Origin of the sequence: Saccharothrix sp. S26 (assembly GCF_021390395.1) — a bacterium.
Lineage (GTDB): Bacteria > Actinomycetota > Actinomycetes > Mycobacteriales > Pseudonocardiaceae > Actinosynnema.
Map to the genome: position 1 here is coordinate 312,782 of NZ_JAJUWT010000005.1, position 18,813 is coordinate 331,594.

At 72.2% G+C, this 18,813-nt stretch carries 16 protein-coding genes; 12 read left to right on the forward strand and 4 right to left on the reverse strand.

Annotated features, from left to right (window positions below; translation table 11 throughout):
* Nucleotides 1-45 precede the first annotated feature (45 nt).
* The 7 genes from LZG04_RS10340 to LZG04_RS10370 all read left to right on the forward strand — a co-directional run bounded on the left by LZG04_RS10340 (nucleotide 46) and on the right by LZG04_RS10370 (nucleotide 7,761).
* Nucleotides 46-1,917: a WD40 repeat domain-containing protein gene (locus LZG04_RS10340; RefSeq protein ID WP_233815598.1), complete on the forward strand. Its 1,872-nt coding sequence runs from the start codon at nucleotides 46-48 to the stop codon at nucleotides 1,915-1,917.
* Nucleotides 1,914-2,549 carry a GTP cyclohydrolase II gene (gene ribA, locus LZG04_RS10345; RefSeq protein ID WP_308199031.1) on the forward strand — a complete coding sequence of 212 codons (636 nt, stop codon included), beginning with the start codon at nucleotides 1,914-1,916 and terminating at the stop codon, nucleotides 2,547-2,549. Before LZG04_RS10340 ends, ribA begins: the two co-directional genes overlap by 4 nt.
* Nucleotides 2,550-2,638: 89 nt before the next feature.
* Nucleotides 2,639-3,379, forward strand: coding sequence for an ABC transporter ATP-binding protein (locus LZG04_RS10350; RefSeq protein ID WP_233815599.1), 741 nt, complete (start codon nucleotides 2,639-2,641; stop codon nucleotides 3,377-3,379).
* Complete coding sequence (locus LZG04_RS10355) at nucleotides 3,376-4,197, forward strand: ABC transporter permease (protein ID WP_233815600.1); 822 nt, start codon at nucleotides 3,376-3,378, stop codon at nucleotides 4,195-4,197. The genes LZG04_RS10350 and LZG04_RS10355 overlap by 4 nt, the downstream gene beginning before the upstream one ends.
* A 37-nt stretch (nucleotides 4,198-4,234) precedes the next feature.
* Nucleotides 4,235-6,313 carry a glycosyltransferase family A protein gene (locus LZG04_RS10360; protein ID WP_233815601.1) on the forward strand — a complete coding sequence of 693 codons (2,079 nt, stop codon included), beginning with the start codon at nucleotides 4,235-4,237 and terminating at the stop codon, nucleotides 6,311-6,313.
* A gap of 79 nt (nucleotides 6,314-6,392) precedes the next feature.
* Nucleotides 6,393-6,788, forward strand: a complete 396-nt coding sequence (locus LZG04_RS10365; RefSeq protein WP_233815602.1) for a glyoxalase/bleomycin resistance/extradiol dioxygenase family protein — start codon at nucleotides 6,393-6,395, stop codon at nucleotides 6,786-6,788.
* A gap of 100 nt (nucleotides 6,789-6,888) precedes the next feature.
* Nucleotides 6,889-7,761 (forward strand): class I SAM-dependent methyltransferase, encoded by an 873-nt coding sequence (locus LZG04_RS10370; RefSeq protein ID WP_233815603.1) that lies wholly within the window; start codon nucleotides 6,889-6,891, stop codon nucleotides 7,759-7,761.
* Here LZG04_RS10370 and LZG04_RS10375 read toward each other — a convergent pair.
* Nucleotides 7,664-8,104: a DUF4267 domain-containing protein gene (locus LZG04_RS10375; RefSeq protein WP_233815604.1), complete on the reverse strand. Its 441-nt coding sequence runs from the start codon at nucleotides 8,102-8,104 to the stop codon at nucleotides 7,664-7,666. The genes LZG04_RS10370 and LZG04_RS10375 overlap by 98 nt on opposite strands.
* A 90-nt stretch (nucleotides 8,105-8,194) precedes the next feature.
* Here LZG04_RS10375 and LZG04_RS10380 point away from each other — a divergent pair, with 90 nt between their 5' ends.
* Both LZG04_RS10380 and LZG04_RS10385 read left to right on the forward strand, forming a co-directional pair.
* A complete protein-coding gene (locus tag LZG04_RS10380; protein ID WP_233815605.1) occupies nucleotides 8,195-8,764 on the forward strand; it encodes a TetR/AcrR family transcriptional regulator in 570 nt (189 codons plus the stop codon).
* A gap of 52 nt (nucleotides 8,765-8,816) precedes the next feature.
* Nucleotides 8,817-9,584 carry an SDR family oxidoreductase gene (locus LZG04_RS10385; protein ID WP_233815606.1) on the forward strand — a complete coding sequence of 256 codons (768 nt, stop codon included), beginning with the start codon at nucleotides 8,817-8,819 and terminating at the stop codon, nucleotides 9,582-9,584.
* Between the two features lie 237 nt (nucleotides 9,585-9,821).
* Here the strand turns inward: LZG04_RS10385 and LZG04_RS10390 are convergent, their stop codons facing one another.
* From LZG04_RS10390 to LZG04_RS10400, 3 genes are read right to left on the reverse strand one after another with little or no spacing between them, the layout of a single operon-like run.
* Nucleotides 9,822-10,997 (reverse strand): NAD(P)/FAD-dependent oxidoreductase, encoded by a 1,176-nt coding sequence (locus tag LZG04_RS10390; RefSeq protein ID WP_233815607.1) that lies wholly within the window; start codon nucleotides 10,995-10,997, stop codon nucleotides 9,822-9,824.
* The gene (locus LZG04_RS10395) at nucleotides 10,994-11,575 is read right to left on the reverse strand and encodes a PadR family transcriptional regulator (protein ID WP_233815608.1); all 582 of its coding nucleotides are present in this window, start codon (nucleotides 11,573-11,575) and stop codon (nucleotides 10,994-10,996) included. The genes LZG04_RS10390 and LZG04_RS10395 overlap by 4 nt, the downstream gene beginning before the upstream one ends.
* 37 nt (nucleotides 11,576-11,612) lie before the next feature.
* Complete coding sequence (locus LZG04_RS10400; protein ID WP_233815609.1) at nucleotides 11,613-12,101, reverse strand: GNAT family N-acetyltransferase; 489 nt, start codon at nucleotides 12,099-12,101, stop codon at nucleotides 11,613-11,615.
* Between the two features lie 149 nt (nucleotides 12,102-12,250).
* Between LZG04_RS10400 and LZG04_RS10405 the strand changes: the two genes are divergently transcribed.
* The 3 genes from LZG04_RS10405 (at nucleotide 12,251) to LZG04_RS10415 (ending at nucleotide 18,812) form a co-directional block, all read left to right on the forward strand.
* Nucleotides 12,251-12,823 carry a snapalysin family zinc-dependent metalloprotease gene (locus tag LZG04_RS10405; RefSeq protein WP_233815610.1) on the forward strand — a complete coding sequence of 191 codons (573 nt, stop codon included), beginning with the start codon at nucleotides 12,251-12,253 and terminating at the stop codon, nucleotides 12,821-12,823.
* 78 nt (nucleotides 12,824-12,901) lie between these two features.
* The gene (locus tag LZG04_RS42420; protein WP_233815611.1) at nucleotides 12,902-13,300 is read left to right on the forward strand and encodes a DUF6191 domain-containing protein; all 399 of its coding nucleotides are present in this window, start codon (nucleotides 12,902-12,904) and stop codon (nucleotides 13,298-13,300) included.
* A 178-nt stretch (nucleotides 13,301-13,478) separates the two neighbouring features.
* Nucleotides 13,479-18,812, forward strand: a complete 5,334-nt coding sequence (locus LZG04_RS10415; protein ID WP_233815612.1) for an XRE family transcriptional regulator — start codon at nucleotides 13,479-13,481, stop codon at nucleotides 18,810-18,812.
* Nucleotide 18,813 lies beyond the last annotated feature (1 nt).

The following is an 18,813-nucleotide window of genomic DNA, read 5'->3' on the forward strand; positions in this document are numbered from 1 at the left end:
CACGGAGAGACACCCTGATCGAACCTGCCGAACGGAGGCTTGCTCGTGCGAGCTGTTCACCTCAGTTCCGATCGCCTTCAGCACGCCGCCCCCATCACCCACATCGCGTTCCGGGCCGACGGCCGACGGCTCGCGTCCTCGTCCTACGACGGCACGGTCCTGGTGTGGGATGTGGAGGACCGACGCAGGCCGACGCCCGTCGCACGGCTGCACCACCGCAGACTCGTCAACGCCTCGGCGTGGAACCCGCGCGACCCGGAGGTCCTCGCGACCGCCTCGGCGGACAAGACGGTCGCCGTCTGGCGGATCGGCGCGGACGGCGCGGTGGCGGCGATCTCGACGCTCGCCAGGCACACCGACGACATCAACTCGGTGGGGTGGCTGCCCGACGGGGAGCGGCTCATCTGCGTCTCCGAGGACGGCCGGGCGACGATGTGGGACGGCTTGACGGGTCGCTTCCTGGCATCGGTGGCATCGCACGCGGCCCACTGCATGATGGTGTCGGTCAACAACAAAGGGCTGGTGGCGACCGTCGGCGAGGACGGCATGGTCGCCGTCTTCTCGCCCGACGACGACACGCGGCGCGCGACGAAGCTGTACGAGTCGTCGGTGGAGGGCTGCGAGTGGTCCCCTGACGGCGACACCCTCGCCATCGCCCGGGACGACGGGCGCGTGGACCTGCTGACCGCCGCCCTGGACGTCGTCGTGTCGGCCGAGGTGTCCGGCTCGGCGGTGCGCAGCGTCGCGTGGATCGACGAGGAGGTCTTCGTCGCCGGCGCCTACGACGGCGCTCTGCACTTCATCGACCGGTCCGGCGCCGTGATCGGCAGGCACTCCGACGACCGCGCGTGGCCGCGCTCGGTGGGGGCCGCGCGGGGCGTCGTCGCGGTCGGCAGCTTCTGGTCCACCCCGCACCTGCTCGACGCGCGGACCCGCGAGCTGGTGCACCCGCCCGCCGAGCCGACGCACGGCCCGAACGCGATCGCGGTGCACGGCCAGGACGTCTTCGTCGGCTGCGACTCCGGACTCGTGGTGCGGTTACCCGTGGCCGTGATCCGCCGCGGGGTCGACGTCGACCCGGGTTCGGTCGACGTCCTCTCCACCGGTGGCGGTCCGGTCCTCTCACTGGCGCACCGCGACACCGGCCTGTTCGCCGGCACCTACTCGGGAGAGGTGCTCCACCTCGCCGACGGCGACTGGCGCAGGACCGGCGTCGGGGCTCCCGTCCCCTCACTCGTGGCCCACGGGACCGGTGTCCTGGCGGGCACCTACAACGGCGAGCTGGTCCACGTCGGCGGGCCGCGGCTCGCCGAGCTGTCGCGGGTGCGGGGCCACGACGGGTCGGTCAAGTCGCTGGCGGCCTTCGCCGACGGCGACATCGTCTCCGGTGCCACCGACCGCACCGTGGCGATCGGGGACCACCGGCGGCGCACACCGTTGTGGGAGCACGGCAACCTGGTCAACTCGGTGGCGACGCTGGGGCACTGGGTCGCGAGCGCGTCCCGCGACCACACCGTCAAGGTGGGCCGGGTGGCCCGCGACCCGCGGGGTGACTGGGCCGCTTCCGACATCCGGACGTTCCTCGGGCCCGACGAGTCCGTCAAGGCGGTCGCGCTGATCGGCGACCCGGCCGCGCCCGTGGTGCTCGGCGGCTCCTACGACTTCAAGGTCTACGCCTGGCACGTGGCCGCCACCGGCGCCGCGGAGGACCGCCTGGCGGGTCGAGTGGTGTTCGACTTCGACCAGGCCGTCTCGTGCATGGTGCGCGTGGACGAGCGGAGAGCGCTCGTGGCCGGGTGGGACGGCCGCCTCGTCCTGGTCGAGGCCGCGCCGGACGGTCGGGTCGCGGTGGTCGGGGAGCTCTCGTTGCCGGACCTGGTCGCCGCCGCCGCACCCGGTGCGGTGGTGCGGTCGTGACCGCCCCTCGACGGGTGACCGTCCGCAGCCGCGTGCCCGTGCCGCTGGCCCGCATGAGCGACCGGTCCACCGAGCTGATCAGCTTCCACGAGCTCGGTGACGGTGCCGAGCACCTGGCGCTGCTGGTCGACCCCCATCCGCAGGTGCCGCTCGTCCGGCTGCACAGCGAGTGCCTGACCGGGGACGTCTTCGGTTCGCTGCGCTGCGACTGCGGGCCGCAGCTGGACGAGGCCCTCGACCGGCTCGGCTTCGAAGGGGGCCTGCTGCTCTACCTGCGCCAGGAAGGACGCGGGATCGGCCTGTACAACAAGCTCGACGCCTACCTGATCCAGGACCAGGACATCGACACCTTCACGGCGAACGAACTCCTCGGCCACGGTGCCGACGAGCGCCGGTACGACGTCGCCGCGGAGATGCTGGAGGCGCTGGGCATCCGCCGCATCCGGCTGTTGACCAACAACCCGGACAAGATCGAGCAGCTGCGCCGCGCGGGCATCGACGTGGTCGCCGTCGAGCCGACCGGCACCTACGTCAACCCGCACAACGAAGACTACCTCGGGGCGAAGCGCGCCATCGCCGGACACGAGTTCGACGCGGTGCGGTCGCCGCAACGGCAGCCGCCCCACCCGTGATCGACCCCCGGGCCCCGGCCGTGTCGGCGACACCGGCCGACCTGCCGGGGCCCGGCGCCGTCACCCGTCTCACCAGGAGGTCGTCACCCATGGTTCCGGTGCTCGTCGCCCGCGGGCTGGTCAAGAGCTATCGCCGACGGCGGATAGTCGACCGGGTCGACCTCGCGGTGGAACCGGGCGAGCGGGTCGCCGTCCTCGGGCCCAACGGCGCGGGCAAGACGACCACGCTGCTGATGTGCCTCGGCGTGGTCCGGCCGGACGCCGGCACGGTCGCCATCGCCGGGCACCACCTGCCGCGCGAGCGCGCGGCGGCCCGCGCGCGCGTCGGGTTCGCCGCGGGCTACCTGCCGATGCCCGACCGGATCCGGGTGCGCGAGTACCTCGCCGTCTACGGCCGCCTGCACGGTCTGGACGACGTGGGCGAGCGGGCGACGGCCGCCCTCCGGCGCTTCGGCATCGAACACCTGGCCTCCGCGATGGCCGCGGAGCTGTCGTCCGGGCAGAAGACGCTCGTCGGCATCGTCAAGGCGACGCTGCACGAGCCGCCCTTGCTGGTGCTGGACGAGCCGACCGCGTCGCTGGACCCCGACGTGGCGAACCGGGTCCGGGCCGGTCTGACCGACCTGTGCGGCCCTGGCCGCGCGGCGTTGTTGTTGACCAGCCACAACACCACCGAGGTCGAGCGGCTCGCGGACCGGGTCGTCTTCCTCTCCGACGGGCGCGTCGTGGCCAACGACGCACCGGCCCGGGTGGCGGCCCAGTTCGGCGGCAAGGACCTGGAGGACGTCTTCCTGCGGCTCGCCGGATCCCCCGTCGGGACCGAGCGGTGACGGCCGCGAAGCCGACGACCGGGGTGCGGTCGCGCCTGGTCCGGGTCGCCGCGGTGAGCCACCGGCACTTCCTCGTCCTGCGGCGCAGCCCGCACCGGTTCTTCGACATCACCGTGCTGCCGTTCGTCGACTCGTTGCTGTTCGGGTCGCTCGGGACGTTCATCGCCCGGGAAGGCGGCTCCGGCCGGACCACCGCCGCGTACCTGCTGGCCGGGATCGTGCTGTGGCACATCCTCTACCAAGCGCAGATCGCCGTGTCGACCGGCTTCCTCGACGAGATCTCCTCCCGGAACCTGCTGAGCATGATGGTCACCCCCATCCGGGAAGCGGAGTACCTCGCCGGCCTCGCGCTCGTCGGCCTGGCCAAGCTCGTCCTGGCCGTGGCCGGGGTCTCCGCGGCCGCTTTCCTGCTCTACGCGTTCGACGTGACGACGCTCGGCGTCGGTCTGGTGCCGATCGCGGCGGTGCTCGTGGTCGCGGGCTGGGCCCTGGGCCTGTTCGTCATCGGGCTGGTCCTGCGCTTCGGCGCGGGCGCGGAGGCGTTCGCGTGGGGGATCATGTTCTTGATCATGCCGCTGTCCGGCGTGTTCTACTCCAGGCAGTCGCTGCCGGCGTTCCTGCAGCCGGTCAGCGCCGCGTTGCCGACCACGCACGCGTTCGCCGCGGGGCGGAGCCTGCTGTCCGACGACGCCTTCCCCTGGCACGACTTCCGACTCGCGGCGATCACGACCGCTCTCCTCGCCGCGCTCGCCGTCGCGTTCGTGGTGAGGGCGTTCACCGTCTTCCTCCGGCGCGGTCACATCACGCGCCACATGTGAGTGCCGGTGTCCCACGCGACCGAAAGGAGCATCACGGGTGAGTGACAGGGTGGCGGAGCACCTCCCCTACGACGACCACACCGCCGCGGTGAGCCGGGAGGACGGGCCGGTGCCGCCCCGCCCGAAGGTTTCCGTGCTCATGCCGACGTACCGCCAGGCGCACTTCCTGCCCCGCGCGGTCGGCAGCCTGCTCGACCAGACCTTCCGGGACTGGGAGCTGATCGTGGTCGACGACGGCTCGCCCGACGACACCGCGGACGTGGTCGCGCGGTGGGACGACCCGCGCATCAAGTACCACCGCCTGGACCGCAACGAAGGGCTCGGGTTCGCGCTCGGGTTCGCGCTGCGGGCCGCCGTCGGCACGTACGTGGCCTACCTGCCCTCGGACGACCACTACGACCCGCGCCACCTGGCGAACGCCGTCGCGGTACTGGACGGCGAGCCGGACTGCTACGCCTGCTACGGCGGCCTGAGGTGGTGGACCACCACCGACGCCAGCAAGCCGTTCCGGGTGCGCGTCACGTCCGCGACGCTGCGCGGCGACGACGTCGTCGGCGCGGAGTCGCGGGCGTTGCTCGACCGCACCGAGCCGCTGCCGTCCGACGACGTCCGCAACGGCAACGTGCTGGCGCTCGTCCAGGTCGTCCACCGGCGGGACCACGAAGCGGAGGTCACCTGGCCGACCAGGTCCGAGATCGTCTCCGACGGGCTCGAACGGGACTACTGGCGCGAGCTCGCCCGGCGCGGCGCCCGGTTCCGGTACACCGGCGAGGTCTCGTGCGAGTGGGGTGACCACCCCGACCAGCGCCACAAGATCATCGGTGGTCGTGGCGCCGTGCACCCGACGGACCCGACCGGCCGGGGCTACGGGCTGTCCCGGTACCGGCAGTTCTACGGGATCGAGACCGGCTCGGCGCTCAACTGGCGAGCCGGCTTCTGGGGCCTGCCCCACGACCAGAGGGAGCGCTACGGTCCGCTGCACGCCACCGGGACGCCCGGCGCGGCGGTGGCGCCGGACGAACCGCTGCGGATCCTCGTCGTGGGCGAGCTCGGGTTCAACCCGGAGCGGATCCTCGCCCTGGTGGAAGCCGGGCACTCGGTGCGCGGCTCGTGGATGACCGGCACCCAGGCGTGGCAGACCGTGGGGCCGCTGCCCTTCCCCGGCGTCGAGGACATCCCGTTCGACGGCGATTGGACCCGCCGGGTCCGCGAGTACGCGCCGCACTTCGTCTACGCGCTGCTGAACTGGCAGGCCCTGCCCACCATCGGTCGCGTGCTCGACGAGGTGCCCGACATCCCGATGGTCTTCCACTTCAAGGAGGGGCCCCACCTCGCGGCGGAGATGGGGTTGTGGCCGGTGCTGGTGAAGGTGCTGCGGCACAGCGCGGGGGTGGTCTTCATCAACCCGGAGTGCCGCGAGTTCTTCGAACGCAGCACGACGGGGTGCGTCGACCCGGACCGCGTGCTGATCCTCGACGGCGACCTGCCCAAGGCGAACTGGATGACCGACGACTGGTCACCGAAGCTGTCGGCCCAGGACGGCGAGCCGCACACCGTGTGCGTCGGGCGGATCCGGGTGGAGAGCAGGAGCTTCCTGGAGCCCATGCCGGTGTTGGAGAAGGCCGGTGTGCACGTGCACGTGTACGGCGAGACCTACCAGAAGTGGAGCCGCGACTGGATCGAGACCGGCCGGGGCAGCCGGTTCCTGCACCTGCACCCCGCCGTGGAACCGGCGGACTGGGTCCGGGAGCTGTCCCGGTACGACGCCGCCTGGCCCCACGTCCACGAGAGCTCCAACGAGGGCGACCTCCGGCGCGCGCACTGGGACGACCTCAACCTGCCGGCCAGGCTGGGCACGTACGGGGTCGCCGGTCTCCCGTGGATCGTGCGGAACAACAGCGGGCACCGGGTGGCCGTGCAGAGCCTCGCGGAGCGCCACGGGCTGGGCGTCGTGTTCGACGACATCGACGACCTGGCGCAGCGCCTGCGGGACACCTCGGCGATGGCGGGCGTGACCGCCCGCGCTCGCGCCGCCCGACCCCACTTCAGCTTCGACGACCAGCTGCCCGTGCTGCTCGACTTCTGCCGGAGGGTGGTAGAAATGGGCCCGAGATGATCGCCTGGCGGCGGCGCCTCGCCGTGCGCGGGGCGTCGCGCCGGTGACCGCCGCGCCACGGGGAGACAGCCGCATGCCGATGACCCTGCGTTTCGAGGTCTTCCCGCAGGACCTGGACACGACGGTGGAGTTCTACACCTCGGTGCTCGGCTTCACCGCGGTGCGGTACGAGCCGGAAGGCTCGCACCCCTACGCCTCCCTCGTCCGCGACGAGGTGTGCGTCGGCGTGTCCCCGCGCCCCCAGGCCGTCCCGGCGGAGCACCGCCGTCCGCCGGTGGGGGTGGAACTCGTGTTCGAGGTCGACGACGTCGAGGCCGAGGCCCGCCGCGTCGAGACCTCCGGGTGGCCGATCGAGGAGGAGTTGCAGCACCGGCCCTGGGGGCTGCGTGACTTCCGGATCTGCGACCCCAACGGGTACTACGTCCGGATCACGGAACGGACGCCGGACGGTGAGGCCGAACCTTCGGCGGGGTGAGCGCGCCGAAGCCGGTGACGGCGGCTCGGTCCGCGACGCGGACCTGCTCGGGGCCGGCCGGCTCCCGGTGTCGCCGTCCGGCGTTTGGGATGCTCGTGCGGTGACGAACCACATCGACGAAGCGCTGCGGGCGCTGGCGGACGGCGACACCGGCACGGCCAGGGAGGCGGTGCGCGGCGGGGGCACGCCGTTGGCGGCGGCGTTGGCGGAGCACTTGGCGGCGACGCGCGACGGGTCGGTGTACGACCAGCCCGCGGCGTTCGAGGCGTTCATCGGCGGCGGCGGCAACGTGGGGCTCTACCGGGCCGTCAGCGAGGCGTTGGGCCGGCTCTACGCCGAGGTGGAACCGGCCGGCCTGCTGGACATCGGCTGCGGTGACGGGCGGGCGCTGCGGCCCGCGTTGGCCTCGCACGCGCCCGCCTCGGTCACGTTGGTCGAGCCTTCCGCGGCCTTGTTGGACGCGGCGGTGCGCGCGTTGGACGGCTACGACGTCGACGCCCGGCGGACGAGGGTGGAGCCGTTCGCGGCGGGGTTGGCCGAGGACGTCGTGTTCGACGTGGCGCAGTCGACGTTCGCGCTGCACACGCTGCCGCACGAGGTGCGCGACCGCGTGCTGGCCGACCTGGTGGGGCACGTCGGCGTGCTCGCCGTGGTCGAGTTCGACGTGCCGGACCTGGCGCACGGCAGCCCCGAGCACCGCCGGTTCCTGGCCGAGGCCTACGAGCGCGGGCTGGCCGAGTACGACGACGACCGGGACCTGGTGGCGCAGGGGTTCCTGATGCCGGTGCTGACCGGCCAGCTCGTGCCGGGCGCGACGCGGGCCACCTGGGAGCAGCCCGCGTCGCGGTGGGCGGAGCAGGTCGAGCGGGCGGGGTTCACCGGAGTGCGGGTGACCCGGCTGCACGACTACTGGTGGTCTCCGGCGTTCCTGCTGACCGCTTCCGGGTCTCCCACAGCAGCGACGCGGCCGTGAGCAGCACCAGCACGGCCGCCGAGCCGTGCACGGCCAGCGCGTAGGCCACCGTGCCGCCGTTGGTGAACACCGCGACGCAGTCGCCGATGGGGATGATCGCGTCGGCCAGCACCACCCAGCCGAGGGCACGGCGGTGCCCCAGCAGCAACAGGACCAGCGCGGTCAGCGCGTAGGCGAGGTCGCGGACGCCCTTGACCACGAAGTAGCCGTTGCCCTCGGGCCACGGGTCGATGCCGAACCCCGCCGCCGAGCCCTGCCCGTCGAGCAGGAAGCCGAGGCCGAACCAGAAGCCGGCGAGGACGACGAGCGCGGCGAGGACGGTGTTGATCCGCTGGTGGGACATGTCCCGACTCCAAGGTGCTAGCAGTGCTAGATACACGAGCGACACTAGCGTTAGTCGCGCTCGGATGTCTAGCACTGCTAGCATCGAGTGGTGCCCATCCAAGAGCGCCGCGAGCGCGAACGCGCCGAACGCCACCGGCTGATCGTCGACGCGGCCCGGGAACTCGCCGAGGCCGAGGGGTGGGACGCGGTCACGACCCGTCGCCTGGCCGAGCGGGTCGAGTACAGCCAGCCGGTGCTCTACAGCCACTTCAAGAACAAGGACGCGATCGTGCGCGCGGTGGCGTTGCAGGCGATCGGCGACCTGGCCGAACGGATGCGCGCCGCCCGCACGGCCCACCGCTCCCCCGCCAAGGCGCTCCGCGCGCTCGCCGACGCCTACCTCGACTTCGCCGCCACCCGGCCCGCGCTCTACGACGCCATGTTCGTGCGGGAGGTCGACCTGTCGTTCGGCACGGCCGAGTCGCCGCCCGAGCTGCGGGCCGCGTTCGGCGAACTGGTGGCGGTGGTCGAGCCCTTCGCCGGCGACGACGACGTGGAGACGCTCACGGAAGTGCTGTGGAGCGCGCTGCACGGCCAGGCCACCCTCAACCAGGGCCGCCGCCTGCGCCCCGACCACCACCGGGCCCGCGTCGAGGTGCTGCTGAGCAGGTTCTGCTGACGAATCGCCGCCGGGCTGTCACAGCCGACCACGGTCGCGTCGTCCCATGGGCATGAGTGAGCACACCGCACATCGCAGGGTCGCGTTGGTCACCGGCGCGAACAAGGGCATCGGCCGGGGCGTCGCCGAGCAGCTCGCCGCGCTCGGCATGACGGTCCTGGTCGGCGCGAGGGATCCACGGCGCGGCGAGGAGGCCGCCGCCGCGTTGCGCGCGACGGGCGGTGACGTGCACGCGATCACGCTGGACGTCACCGACCACGCCACCGCCCGGGCGGCCGCCGAGCAGGTCGAGGAGCGCTTCGGCCACCTCGACGTGCTGGTCAACAACGCGGGCATCACCGGTTCCGGTCAGGTCTCGCCCTCCGAGGCCGTCGACCAGGTGCCCAGCACGGTCGACCTGGCCATGGTCCGACGGGTGTTCGAGACCAACGTCTTCGGGGTGATCGCGGTGACCAACGCCGTGCTGCCGCTGCTGCGGCGGTCACCGGCGCCGCGCATCGTCAACGTCAGCAGCCACGCCGCGTCGCTGGGCCTGATCAGCGACCCGGACGGCCCGTTCGCCGGGCTGCCGCCGTCGGCGGCGTACTCGCCGTCCAAGTCGGCGCTGAACGCGCTGACCGTGCACTACGCCAACGAGCTGCGCGCGGACGGCGTCCTGGTCAACGCGGCCGCACCCGGCTACGTCGACACCGACAGCAACAACCACACGGGGTTTCTCACGGTCGCGCAGGGTGCCGCGGTCGTGGTGCGCCTGGCCACGCTGGACGCGGACGGGCCGACCGGCGGGTTCTTCGGCGCGGACGGCCCGCTGCCCTGGTGACCGCGGCCGCCGTGCCGGAACGACGAACTTGGCACGGTCCTGCGCCACCGCGACCGCGACCAGACCGCCACCCTCGCGACCGCAGCCACCGTGCCGGAACGGCGAACTTGGCACGGTCCTGCGCCACCGCGACCAGACCGCCGCCCTCGTGGCCGCGGCCGCGTTCCCGAACCGGGCGCGACCGGGACCAGGCCGTCGAGGCACCTCCGCCCCGGCGGCTCGCCGTCGGGCCACCGCCTACGCGTGGCTGAGCGTGTCGTCCCACTCGATGCGGTGGTCGAACTGCCAGGTGAACCTGGCCGGGTCGGCGAACTTGAACGCCAGGGGCATCAGGGCGTCGCGCAGGAGGCGGCCCACGGGACCGGCGGCCTTATCGCGGTTCGTGCGCGCGGCCTGGGCGATGATCCGCTCGACCCGGTCGCGGCGCATCGCCTCGTAAGCCCGGAACGCCTCGTCGTGCGGCAGGTCGCGCAGGCAGCGGGCCAGTTGCACGGCGCTCTCGAACGCCAGCGACGCGCCCTGGCCGGAGCTGGGTGAGGTCGCGTGCGCCGCGTCCCCGACCAGGACCAGTCGGCCCCGGCTCCACCTCGGCACGCTCGGCACGTCCTCCAACGCGCCCGTGACGACCAGGTCGGCGGGGTCGGTGGCGTCGATCAGGCGCACGGCGGGGGTGCGGTCGGGCGCGAACGTCCCGCGCAGCACGTCCAGCCACCGCCGCGGGCTCGTGGCGCGGGCCTCGGCCGTGGTCAGGGGCGTCTTGCGGGGCAGGTTGGCGAACCAGCCGCCGGAGCCGTCGTCGTGGACCTGGTAGCCGAAGAACGCGCGCTTGCCCGAGACCAGCCGCAGCGCGCCGCCGGTCGACGGCTCACCGGTCCGGGCGAGCCGCGCGCCGAAGCCGATCAGGCGGGCGTGCCGCGGGCCCGGCGCGTCGGGGTCGATGATCCGCCGCACGGTCGACCGGATGCCGTCCGCGCCGACGAGCACGTCGGCGTCCGCCTCCGAGCCGTCGGCGAAGCGCGCCGTGACGTGCGTGCCGCGGTCGACGGCGTCGACGAGCTCCTTGCCGTGCTCGACGGCGATGCCCTGCCGGGCCGCCTCCTCGCGCAGCACGCGGTACAGGTCGTAGCGCCACACCAGCAGTTGCGGCGGTTCGCTGCCGAACCGGCCCAGCGTCCGGCCCGTCCAGCTCTGCAGCTCCATGGCGGTGATCGGCGTGCCGATCTCCCGCACCGCGTCGGCCAGGCCGACGACCTCCAGGGCCTGCATGCCGTTGGGCGCGATGCTCAACGCGCCGCCCGAGCCGTCGGCCGTGCGGTCGTAGCGCTCGTGGACGCTCGCCTCGATCCCGGCCTTGCGCAGGGCGATCGCGGCGACGGGCCCGCCGATGCCGCCGCCGATGACGGTCGCTCTCATCGTTCCTCCTCGTGGAAGCCCGCCCACAGCGGGCGCCAGTCCTCGATGCGCTCCAGGAAGTGCCGGACGAACGCGACCTCGGCGGTCAGCAGCGCGATGCGGTACTCCTCCTCGACCAGGAACAGCGGGTGCGCGTCGGTGCCCGCCATGACCGACTCGGCCTCCTCCACCTGCCGGCGCAGGCCGTCGAGCCGGTCGCGCAGGAGGGCGACGACCTCGTCGGGGTGCAGCGCCGCGATCATGGACAGGGCCGCGACGAACTGCGGGTACTCGTGCCGGGGTTCGGCGACGAGCTCCCGCATCCAGTCCTTCAGCTCGGCCCGCCCGGCATCGGTCAACGCGTAGACCGTCCGCTCCGGCCGCTGCCCCTCGCGCGTCGTCTCGTGCGCCAAGATGAAGCCGGCCTTCTCGAGCTGCCCGAACACCATGTACAGCGAGCCGTGGGTGAACTTGATGCTGCGGTCGTCACCGTGCGCCCGCATGAGCCGGCTCAGCTCGTAGGGGTGCATGGGCTCGCGGACGAGGTACCCGAGCACCGCCAACCCGAGCAGGTTGCCGACCTTTCGCTTGGCCTTCACCGACACCTCCTAGTCAACTTTGACTATCCATGAGCGACTAGTCAGCGTCAACTATTTCTCGTCGCATGCACACCAGGCCGGGCCGGTCGTCCCAGGAGTCGACGACGGTGAAGCCGAGGCGTTCGTAGAGCCCGATGGCGTCCCGCCGCCAATGCCACACCGACAGCCGCACGGCCACCGCACCCGTGTCGGCGGCGTGCTCGAGCACCGCGCCGACCAGCGCCTTCGCCGCTCCCCTGCCCCGGCAGGCCGGGTCCACCCACAGCCGCTTGACCTCCAGCGAGGCGTCGGCCGACGCGGAGGCCGCGACGCAGCCCACCGGATTCCCACCGGTCTCGGCCACCCACACGGCGTCGGCGGCGAACGCGGTCCGCGGGTCGAGCACCTCGGCGCGGTAGCGCGGCGGCAGGTCCTCGACGGCGGTCACCGCGACGCCCTTCTCCGCCTCGGTCCGCAGGTGGTAGGCGAGCAGGAGGGGCGCGAGCGCCTGGTCACGCCACCGCGCGACAGTGATCTCGGCTGTCATCGCCGCAGCTTCACACGGCCGGCGGGTCCGATCACACCCGCACAACCCTACGTATGGGGCTGGTGACGATGGGCTCACGGCTGGTTCGTTGGGTGACGGGAGCCTCCCTGTCACACGGCTCCCTTTCCCTGTACCCCAAGGAGACCACCATGCTCGTACGAAAGGCCGTTGGCGTCCTCGTCGGCGTGCTGGGCCTGATGCTGCCGCTGGTCGCGGTGTCCGCGCCCGCCGCGTCGGCGCAGTCCCAGGCCCTGGTGCGCACCCTGTACTACGACGTGAGCCAGGCCCAGGAGTTCACCGCGGACTGGGATCGCGCCGCGACGAACTGGAACAACTCGGTGTCCAACGTCAAGCTGGCCCGCCGGACCTCGACCTCCGGCGTCAACATCCGCATCCTCGCGGACGACGGCTGGCCCCGGGCCTACGTGACGTCGCTGGGCAACGGCACCGTCTACATGGGACGCCAGGCCGTGCAGCAGGGCTACTTCCGGCCGCGGATCTCGACCCACGAGATCGGGCACATCCTCGGCCTGCCGGACCGGCGGACCGGCCTGTGCACCGACCTGATGTCGGGTTCCAGCGCGCCCGTGTCGTGCCGCAACGAGCTGCCGAACGCCGCCGAGCGCGCCGAGGTCGACCGCCGCTTCGCCGGTTCCCTGGCCGTGGCGGACGTGCGCGCGGCCGGTTACACCGGCAGCAGCACGGAGTGCTACGTCTACTGACGCGCGTGCCGGTGCCTCGTGGGGCCCGCCCTCCACGAGGCACCGGAACTCCGCCGCTCCCCCACCCGTTGCGGTGACGTGGACGCGGTGGAGACGGTGTTGGCGTGGAGCATCCCCGGCGGGACGCTGTCGGTGGTCGGTGTCGCGGTGTACGAACTGCTGCGCCAACGCCGCCGAAAGCGCAAGGGCACCCCGCTGGCCACCACGACGGTCAACGAGATCACCGCGATGTTCTACGGCTCCAAGCGCAGGGAGCTGGACTACCGCGACTCGGTGGCCGTCATGCGCGAGGAGGACACCCAAAGCGCCCCACCGCTGCGCTTGGACCTGGACGAGGGCGTGGTGCGGCTACCCCGGTCCGATGATGCCCGCCTGGACCACGCCACCCGCGGTCCCGGCCACGACGTTCACGGTGACCGGCGGCGCGGCCGTGCGCAGGGCGCGCCACAGCAGGACGAGCAGGACCGCCTGCCCTGAGAGGATGGCGCACCCGGCGAACCCCAGGATTGCGGTGATCGACAGCGCGTTCGTCACGTCGTCCCCTTTCCACCCGTCCGGTGATCTCGGTTGCCGCTAGCGTGGGGCGACCGGCGGGCGTCCCGACAGCGGAGGGACGTTTCCGGGACACCGCAGGGGACACGCCGAGGGGTGACGAGTGGAGCCGTCAGCGCCGGAACGCGCCTTCGCCGCGGAGGTCGAGCGACACCGAGCCGCCGCCCGCGTCACGCAGGACTGGGTCGCGCAGCGCGTGGGCTTGTCCCGCGCCAAGGTCTCCGAGGTGTGCGGCGGTCGTTACCTGCCGAGCCGACAGGTCCTGGACGCGCTGGTCGTCGCGCTGGCCATGGACCGCGAACGGGCGGTGCGGCTGTGGAAGGCCGCGTGGGAGGCACGCGAGCGGCGGCGCAGGGCCGAGAGGGCGAACCGCCAGGACGCTCCCGACGACTGGTCCTCGTTGCCGGTCCTGCCCGACGAGGTGCGGTCGCTGCTCCGCGCGCAGGAAGTGGCGGCCCGCGACCTGCCGTACCGGTTGCCCGGCGCGCGGACGCCGTCGTTGGACACCGTGTACGTGCGGCAAGAGCTGGGGACCGGCACCGAGGACGCGCACGACGAGCAGCCCCGCACGGAACCGGAGCTGGACGAACGCGGCCTGCTGCGCGAACGGGCGGCGCCCAAGCCGCGCCTGACCGTCCGGCCGCCCGCGCGCACGGTGCGGCAGGCGTTGGACGACGACGAGCACGTCCTCGTCACCGGCGGCCCGGGACAGGGCAAGTCGACGCTGTCGCTGCGCCTGGCGGGCGAGATCGCCGCGCGGTGGTCCGGCCGCGACGGGTCGCCGCCGCTGGCCGAGCCGGTGGTGCCGTTGCGGCTGACGGCCCGCGAACTGGCCAAGCGCCTCGACCTGCCGTTCCCGAAGGCGCTGGTGGAGAGCATCGCCGCGGACTACGGCTCGCTGCTGTGGTCCGAGGTCGATCCGACGCGGGTGGCCGAACGCGTGGCCGGCTGTCGGTGGCTGCTGTTGGTCGACGGCTTGGACGAGGTGGCCGACCCGGTCGGGCAGAGCCGTCTGCTGCACGTGCTGGAGGGGTGCGCGGCGCCGGGTTCGCCGTACCGCGTCGTGGTGACCACCCGGCCGATCGAAGGCTCGATCCTCGCCCCGCTCCAGCGCGCGTCCGCCGCGCGGTACGAGCTGCAACCGTTCGACGAGAGGGCGCTGCGCCGCTTCGCGGACAACTGGTTCGACGGCAGCCCCGGGCGGGCCGATCGGTTCCTCCGCCAACTCCGGGCAGCGCACCTGGACGAACTGGCCCGCGTCCCCCTGCTGGTGACCATCGCCGCGATCATCTTCGAGCGGTTCGGCGACCGCCCGTTGCCGGACAACCAGTACGAGCTCTACGAGGCATACCTGGGCTACCTGCTCACGGCCCACCCGACCGCCCCCGGCCCGTTCGACCACCTGCGCGACGACCTGCTGCAACACCTGGGCCGGGTCCGCCTCGAGAGTGACACCTCCCTCGTCACGGCCGCCCGCACGTGGGTCGCCGAGCGCCTGCCCGTGCGGGTCGGGTGGACCGAGGAGTTGACGACGTTCCTCACCGCGGTGGGCCCGCTGGTCCAGCGCGGCGACGACCTGCGCTTCCTGCACCACAGCTTCGCCGAGCACCTGGCCGCCACCGCCAGGGCCCGCGAACTGCCCGCCTCCTTCACCGCCGGGCACCACGACTTCACGTCCTTGCTGCACACCGCGTCACAGGGCGAGCCGGGCCGTCATGCGCGCGCGGTGCTGCTCCACTACACGCGTCTTCGCCCTGACCAGGCCGACCACGTGCTGCGGTCGTTGCACGGGGGCGGCGCGAGCCACCACGTCCTGGCCGCGAAGCTCCTCGCCCAGCACCTGCCGGCCGGCCCCGAGGTCGTCGACGACTTCCTGGCCACCGCCCGGGCGTGGGCGATGACCACGGACTACCTGGGCGCGGAGGTGCTGCGCCACGCGAGCCGTGCCGCCCACCACCCGGCGCTCGTGTCGTGGCTGCTCGACCTGATGCGCGACGACCGCGCGCCGTGGGAGTCCCGGGTCGAGGCGGCGACCGCTCTGGCCACCCGCCTGCGCACCGCCCACACGCCGGAAGCGGTCGCGCTCCTCTGCGCGGTCGCCGACGACCCGTCCACCGCGGTCCCCGACCGCCTCGCCGCCGCCGAGGCGCTGTCGCAGTGCGGGGCCTCCGAACGTAACGCGGCCGAACGCGGCTTGCGGGCCGTGCTCGCCGACCCCCATGCCGAGATGTCGGACTGCCGCACCGCCGCCGTGGTGCTCGCGAGCCTCAGCGTCGAGGGACGCGAAGGCGCCACGAAGGCATTGCTGGACCTCCTCGACGACCCGCTCATGCCGAACGACGACCTGGTCGAGATAGCGACCGGCTTGGTGGAGATCGGCGTCGAGTTCCACGACAGGTGCGCCGAGGTCTTCCTGTCGGTGTTGCGCGATCCGGTCGGCTCGATGACCGGCCGCCGTGACGCCGCAATCGCCCTCGCCTCACTGGGAGCCCACCACCTGGACCAGGCCGCCACCGCACTGGTGGAACTGGTCGGGCAGCGGTGGCGCCACCGCGTCGAGCGTGCCAACGCGGCGAAGACCCTCGCCGAGTTGGGGCCGGAACACCGGGCCACTGCCGCAGCTCACTTGCAGGACATGATGGCGGAGCACCAGCCGGAGCACTCCGATCGGCGCACCATCCTGGAGGCGTTGATCGATCTCGGCGGATGCAGCCCGCACGCGGCGGCGGTCCACCTGCGCAAGACGATCGACGATCACCAGGCGGATGTGAACGCGGTCTACTGGGCCGTTCGAACGCTCGCCGACTTCGGACCGGAGTACCACGACGAGGCGGCACGTCACTTGCTGCGTATCGCCGACGACCCGTTGGTGACCGGATTCGAGCGAGAAGCAGCTCTCGGTCGGTTGGGCGAGTTCGGCGAACCGCATCGGACCAACGCCATCAACCGGTTGCGCCATGATCTCACCGATCCGGGCACTGATCCGGGTCGGCGGTGCGACGCAGGTCGCGAATTGAGCCGCCTTGGGCCGGAGTTCCACGGCGAGGTGGTGGAGAACCTCCTCGACATCCTCTCGCACGTGCTCCGTCCCTATGATGCCTCCAGGGCTTGGCAATTACTCGCTTCTCTTGACACCCGGTACAAGGAGGCCGCGGCCCGAGCACAATTCGAGCTGCTCACCCCCGCGACTGAAGAAGACGCCTACCTGAGTTCTTACTTCAGTCCCGTGCCGATCAAGGCTGAGGACTCCGACCAAGCCGCTGAGACGCTGTTGCGCGCCCTCTCCGACACGACACTCTCTTGGATGGTCAGACACCAGGCGTGTACCAGCCTCATCAGGCTGCATCGCAGATTCCACCAGCCCTTGTTGGGGGTCTTCTTAGAGCTGTGGGAAACGGACAGGCTGTTGTCAAGCGCGCGCTACTTCACACGAACGGCCCCGCAGGTGCGGGCCCGGTTGGCGAAGCACATCCAGGAAGTCATCGGAGCAACCACTGACGCAGAGGTCGTCATCTCGGGAGCGGAGGCGCTGGCCGCACTCGGCCACCACGACGACTCGACGGCGTCGCTCGTGCGCGGTGTCGTGCTCGACCACGTCGTCGCACCGACCACGCGCTTCAAAGCTGCGACCTCGCTGGCCCTCCTCGACCCCCACCGCATCGCCGAGATGATCGACTTCGCCGCCGACACCATGCTTCACCCGTCGCCGTGGAGCTGGAAGTTCACGATGTCCCAACTCGCGCGCCTGGGCGGCGACATCACCGCACACGTGGCCACGCAGGTGGACCGGGATGTCGACTGCGACATGAAGCGGGAAGCCGCGGCGCTGGTGATGGAATTGCGCGGGGAGCCCGACCACGAGGCGGTGTCCGCGCTCCGGCAACTGGCGGACGATGCGCACCTGGCTTCCGACAAGCGCGGTGATGCCTTCATGACCTTGGCGCGGTTCGAGCCGACCGCAACGGACGCCGTCAACCACCTCGAGTCGGTGGTGAACGACGAGGACGCCTCCACGGACGAACGTGGCGGAGCCGCCTACGACTTGGTCCGACTCGATCGGTCCCACTGGCACAGGTGCGTCGTGGTGCTGCAGCGGATGCTCGTCGATCCGATGGTCACGCTGGAGGAGCATGTCGGGCTGGTCCAGCGGCTCAGCCGCCTCAACGCCCTCCGCCAAGCTGAGATCAACAAGCTCAACTTCGCGGTCGTCCACCACCCGAGCGCCTCCACGACCACCCGGCGTGACGCCCTCAACCGTGTCGCCGACCGGACGAGAGATGCCATTTTCGAGGAACTGGTGACGGACAGGGCGACACCGGTCGGGGTGCGCCTGCCGCGCTACCCGAGTCCGGCGTTGACCGATGTGGTGACCACGGCCGCGCGTGACGTGATGACCGCGATCGAGTCGACACGCGCCGACCGGGTCGATGCGGCGGTCGCACTGGTCGACGCATCGCACCAGGTCGTACCGGAAGCCCTCGGCACGTTGACCCACCTGGCGTCGGACTCCAGCCTCCGGTTCCGCGCCTGGCGGGCCTTGGCCGACTGCGGCACGCCCTACCGACGTGAAGCGGTGGCCAGGGCCCTCGACGTGGTCGGGGACGAGGCGGAATCCCTGCACGCCCGGTTCAGGGCCGCAAACCTGATCATCGGTCTGCTGCGGCTCCCGCCTGCCGGGGTAGTGGACTTCCTGCGCCGGGTGGCCTCCGACGAACGGACCTCGTCGTGGCGGCGGCTCGAGTCGCTGTTCCGGCTGCGCCACGTGGACGGGTTGGACGGTGTCCGGGCGATGCGCGACGACGAGCGCGTGTCCCCTGTCGTCCGACGGCTCGCCGCGACGAAGCTGGTGGACTACCGGCCGGAAGACCGCGCCACGGGAGCCGAACTGCTCCGGAAGATCGCGGCCGACACTTCGCAACGACCGGCGTTGCGGTGTGCGGCGGCATCGGACCTGGTGCGGTTCGGCGCACCAGGTCGTGCTCACGCGGCCGAGATCGCCCACGCGATGGCCGTGGACACCGCGCTGTCGCCGACCTGCCGAGTTCGAGCGGCCGAGATCCTGGAGAAGGCGGCTCGGAGCAGGCGACGAGAAGCGTTGGCGATCCTCGGTGAGCTGAGCGCCGCGGCGGACCCGCGGCACCGGCTGCGTGCGTTGGAGGCCGTCGCGGCCATCACGCCGTTGACGGCCACCCACCCGCTCCGCGCGATGACGCGGGATCGCGACCTCCCGCCGGTCGTGCGCCTGCGCAGTGCCGAGGCACTGGTGGCCAACCACCGGGAGCACCGCGAACCCGCCGTCATCGCGGCACGTGAGGTGGCGTTCGACGAGCGCCTGCCGAAGCACGTCCGCGTGCGCGCCGCGCGGAACCTCGCCCGGTGGAGCGAGGTGTTCCGCGACGTCGCCCGACAGCTGCTGCACGCCCTGCTCGAACGTTGAG

Coding starts and splice junctions, on each gene's coding strand:
- LZG04_RS10375 (WP_233815604.1), bottom strand. CDS start 8,104: ATGTCCCACCAGCGGATCAACACCGTCCTCGCCGCGCTCGTCGTCCTC.
- LZG04_RS10385 (WP_233815606.1), top strand. CDS start 8,817: ATGAGTGAGCACACCGCACATCGCAGGGTCGCGTTGGTCACCGGCGCG.
- LZG04_RS10405 (WP_233815610.1), top strand. CDS start 12,251: ATGCTCGTACGAAAGGCCGTTGGCGTCCTCGTCGGCGTGCTGGGCCTG.
- LZG04_RS10350 (WP_233815599.1), top strand. CDS start 2,639: ATGGTTCCGGTGCTCGTCGCCCGCGGGCTGGTCAAGAGCTATCGCCGA.
- LZG04_RS10365 (WP_233815602.1), top strand. CDS start 6,393: ATGACCCTGCGTTTCGAGGTCTTCCCGCAGGACCTGGACACGACGGTG.
- LZG04_RS10390 (WP_233815607.1), bottom strand. CDS start 10,997: ATGAGAGCGACCGTCATCGGCGGCGGCATCGGCGGGCCCGTCGCCGCG.
- LZG04_RS10400 (WP_233815609.1), bottom strand. CDS start 12,101: ATGACAGCCGAGATCACTGTCGCGCGGTGGCGTGACCAGGCGCTCGCG.